The organism is Piscinibacter sp., assembly GCF_050175855.1.
In the GTDB taxonomy this organism is placed as follows: Bacteria; Pseudomonadota; Gammaproteobacteria; order Burkholderiales; family Burkholderiaceae_C; genus Piscinibacter.
Genome location: NZ_JBFXIO010000484.1, coordinates 1 through 3,288, shown reverse-complemented (window position 1 = coordinate 3,288; position 3,288 = coordinate 1). Strand labels below are relative to the sequence as shown.

General features: G+C 70.7%; 6 protein-coding genes. 2 read left to right on the top strand and 4 right to left on the bottom strand.

Going from position 1 to position 3,288, the window contains the following annotated elements:
• The coding region (locus AB7U92_RS24350; RefSeq protein ID WP_428582987.1) for an FAD-dependent monooxygenase at positions 1-541 on the bottom strand (541 nt) is incomplete at its 3' end.
• Between the two features lie 98 nt (positions 542-639).
• Between AB7U92_RS24350 and AB7U92_RS24345 the strand changes: the two genes are divergently transcribed.
• Positions 640-1,062, top strand: a complete 423-nt coding sequence (locus AB7U92_RS24345; RefSeq protein WP_428582985.1) for a MarR family winged helix-turn-helix transcriptional regulator — start codon at positions 640-642, stop codon at positions 1,060-1,062.
• 10 nt (positions 1,063-1,072) lie between these two features.
• On the opposite strand, the gene AB7U92_RS24340 is transcribed toward AB7U92_RS24345, so the two are convergent.
• Positions 1,073-1,393: an EthD family reductase gene (locus tag AB7U92_RS24340; RefSeq protein WP_428582983.1), complete on the bottom strand. Its 321-nt coding sequence runs from the start codon at positions 1,391-1,393 to the stop codon at positions 1,073-1,075.
• Between the two features lie 53 nt (positions 1,394-1,446).
• Positions 1,447-2,073: a nucleoside/nucleotide kinase family protein gene (locus AB7U92_RS24335; protein WP_428582981.1), complete on the bottom strand. Its 627-nt coding sequence runs from the start codon at positions 2,071-2,073 to the stop codon at positions 1,447-1,449.
• Positions 2,074-2,112: 39 nt separating this feature from the next.
• Between AB7U92_RS24335 and AB7U92_RS24330 the strand changes: the two genes are divergently transcribed.
• Positions 2,113-2,790, top strand: a complete 678-nt coding sequence (locus tag AB7U92_RS24330; protein ID WP_428582979.1) for an alpha/beta hydrolase — start codon at positions 2,113-2,115, stop codon at positions 2,788-2,790.
• Here AB7U92_RS24330 and AB7U92_RS24325 read toward each other — a convergent pair.
• The coding region (locus AB7U92_RS24325) for an exodeoxyribonuclease III (protein ID WP_428582977.1) at positions 2,780-3,288 on the bottom strand (509 nt) is incomplete at its 5' end. The two genes, AB7U92_RS24330 and AB7U92_RS24325, sit on opposite strands and share 11 nt — an antisense overlap.

Below are 3,288 nucleotides of genomic sequence, written 5' to 3'. Positions count from 1 at the left end.
TCACCGTCACCGGGTGTTCCGTCGCGACCGGGTCGACGCGCAGGTCAACCACCTTCAGGCCGTAGTCGGGTTCGAGCCGCGTCGGCGCGTGGCGCATCAGGTCGAGGAACATGTCGTGCACGCGCGCCTGGTTGATCAGCACGTGCGGCATCTCCGAGATGCCGTCGGGCACGTCCTGCACGCGGGCCACGCGCGTGAGCGGCGCCGGCTCGCCGGGCGCCCAGAAGGTGGTCTCGTTGATCCACACCGACTCGCGCATCACCTTCTCGGCGAAGCCGAAGGCCTGGAACATCTCCATCGAGCGCACGCTGATGCCGTCGGCCTGACCCTTCTCCATCGGCCCGAGCCGGGGGTCGACGACCAGGGTGCGGATCTGCGGCACGCGCGCGAGCTGCGCCGCGAGGCACAGCCCGGCCGGCCCGGTGCCGGCGATCAGCACGTCCACCGTCTGGGGCAGCGGATCGCCCGCGCGGCGGTGGCCCGGCGCTTGCGGGAGGACGTCAGGGTCGCCGGGCTTGAAGCCGTCGCGGTGGAATTGCATGGTGTGTCTCCGGGAAGCGGCCCGCTGCGGCCGTCAATAAGTTCGCATATGATATGCATACATACTAAATGCGTCAACGCGCGCTGATGGAGCAGCCCATGGACAGAATCGAGATGGCCGGCCACCTGATCCGGCGCCTGCACCAGCAGTCGACCCAGGTCTTCCAGGCGCGCACGCAGGCAGCCGGCTTCGATCTCACCTCGGTGCAGTTCGCGGCGCTCGACGCCGTGGCCCAGCAGCCCGGCATCGACCAGGCCAGCCTGGCCGCGACGATCAGCTTCGATCGCGCGACCATCGGCGGCGTGGTCGACCGGCTCGAGCAGAAGGGCCTCATCGAGCGCACGGTGAGCCCGGACGATCGCCGCGCCCGGCTGCTTCAACTCACCGCGGCGGGCCGCCGGCAGCTGGCGGCCCTGCGGCCGGTGGTCGAGGCGCTGCAGGTCGAGATCCTGGCGCCGCTGTCGGCGAAAGAGCGCGCCGCCTTCCTCGCGCTGGCGCGCAAGGCGCTCGGCCTGGAGTGACGCGCCCCGCTCAGGGCTGGCCGACCACCACCTCGCTGATCTGCAGCACCGGCGCGAGGTCGGTGTAGTTCGGGATGTCGGCCAGGATCTCTTTCGCGTGCGGCCCGAAGCCGGCCTGGAACGACTCCACCGAGTCGGCATAGATGTGGCACATCGCCACGTAGGTCGGCGCTTCGCCCGGCGCGCCGCCGGCCAAGCCCTTGTCCACCGTGTAGAAGAGGCAGGCCGCGCCCATGCGCGCCTTTACCAGCGGCATGTGCCTGTCGCGGTAGTAGGCGTGGTCGAAGCGGGCGCCGGGTTGGTTCGGGTACATGACGCTGACCTTGATCATGGCTGTCTCCTGTCGTGTCGTTGTGGCCGCCGATGCGGCCACGACACCTTAGCTCAATCGAGCCGGATCACCGCGGCGGCCCGCGCCCGGCACGCGGCGATGCGCCGAGCATTGGGCTCGTCGGTGTGCTCGACCCACGCGCGGGCCTCGGCCTCGTTCCGCCCGAAGCGGATGTGGCGATCGACCAGCCGCTGCCGGCGCAGCGCGTCATCGACGTCCACGTACCAGCAGTCGTCGAGCAGGTCGGCCGCCTCGGCCCACGGTCCGTCGTCGAGCAGCAGGTAGTTGCCCTCGGTGATGACCAGGCGTGTGTCCGGGTGCACGGCGATGGCACCGGCGATGGGCTCCTCGATCTCGCGGCGGAATGCCGGCGCATAAACGGTCTCGCCCGGCGCCTGTGTGCGCAGCCGGCGCAGCAGCGCCACGTAGCCGGCGGCGTCGAAGGTGTCGGGCGCGCCCTTGCGCCGCGCGCGCCCGAGGCGGGCCAGTTCGGCGTTGGCCAGGTGGAAGCCGTCCATCGGCACCACCTGGGCCTGCGCGCCGAGCATGTCGGCCAGGGCCTGGGCGAGCGTCGACTTGCCCGCACCCGGCGCGCCCACCAGGCCGAGCAGGCGCCGCTCGCCGCTGGCCAGCAGGGCCTCGAGGCGGGCGCGGAACGCGGCGGGAAGGAAGTCGTTCATGGCGGCCACTGTAGTCGCGCCAGCGGTCAGAATGCCGCCATGAGCACCGCCCCCGACCTCGAATGCCTGGAAGGCGCCACCGGCGAACACCCGGTGGCCACGATCATCGTGCTGCACGGCCTGGGCGCCGACGGCAGCGACTTCGTGCCGGTGGCCGAGGCGCTCGACCTCTCGGCGGTGGGCGCCGTGCGCTTCGTCTTCCCGCATGCGCCGGTGCGCCCGGTGACCATCAACGGCGGCTACCGCATGCGCGCCTGGTACGACATCCTCGGTGCCGATCTGCAGCGCCGCGAGGACGAAGCCGGCCTGCGCGAATCACAGGCGGCCGTCGCGGCGCTGATCGACCGCGAGCGCGAGCGCGGCATCGCCGCGAACCGCATCGTGCTGGCCGGCTTCTCGCAGGGCTGCGCGATGACGCTGCTGACCGGGCTGCGCTACCCCGAGCGGCTGGCCGGCCTGGCCGGCATGTCCGGCTACCTGCCGCTGGCGGCGAGCACCGCCGCCGAGCGCAGCGAGGCCAGCCGCGACGTGCCGATCTTCCTGGCGCACGGCAGCGAGGACGGCGTCGTCGTGCCGCAGCGAGGCCGCGATTCGCGCGACGCGCTGGTGGCGCTCGGGCACGAGGTCGAGTGGCACGAGTACCCGATGGAGCACTCGGTGTGCCCCGAGGAGATCGGCCACCTCAACGCCTGGCTGGTTCGGCGCCTCACAGCGTGAAGTCGTAGTCGATCACCAGCGGCGCGTGGTCGGAGAAGCGCTGCTCCAGGTAGATGTGCTCGTGCTTCGCGGTCTTCGCGATCTTCGGCGTGGCCAGGTGGTAGTCGAGCCGCCAGCCGACGTTCTTCGCCCAGGCCTGGCCGCGATTGCTCCACCACGTGTACTGCTCGGGGTGCGGGTTGAGCGTGCGGAACACGTCGACCAGGCCGATGGTGTCGAGCAGCTCGGTCATCCAGGCACGTTCCTCCGGCAGGAAGCCGCTGTTCTTCTGGTTGCTCTTCCAGTTCTTGAGGTCGATCTCCTTGTGGGCGATGTTCACGTCGCCCACCAGGATGAACTCGCGCTCGGCCTTGAGCCTGACGAGATGCGGCGCCATCAGCGCGAGGAAGCGGAACTTGGCCTGCTGGCGCTCCTCGCCGCTGGAGCCGCTGGGGAAGTAGCAGCTGATGATGGACAGCTTGCGCCGGGCGTTGTCGAAGCGCGCCTCGACGTAGCGGC

Bases quoted from the DNA above. Each gene is read 5' to 3' on its own strand.
- AB7U92_RS24345 (WP_428582985.1), top strand. From the start codon at position 640: ATGGACAGAATCGAGATGGCCGGCCACCTGATCCGGCGCCTGCACCAG.
- AB7U92_RS24340 (WP_428582983.1), bottom strand. From the start codon at position 1,393: ATGATCAAGGTCAGCGTCATGTACCCGAACCAACCCGGCGCCCGCTTC.
- AB7U92_RS24335 (WP_428582981.1), bottom strand. From the start codon at position 2,073: ATGAACGACTTCCTTCCCGCCGCGTTCCGCGCCCGCCTCGAGGCCCTG.
- AB7U92_RS24330 (WP_428582979.1), top strand. From the start codon at position 2,113: ATGAGCACCGCCCCCGACCTCGAATGCCTGGAAGGCGCCACCGGCGAA.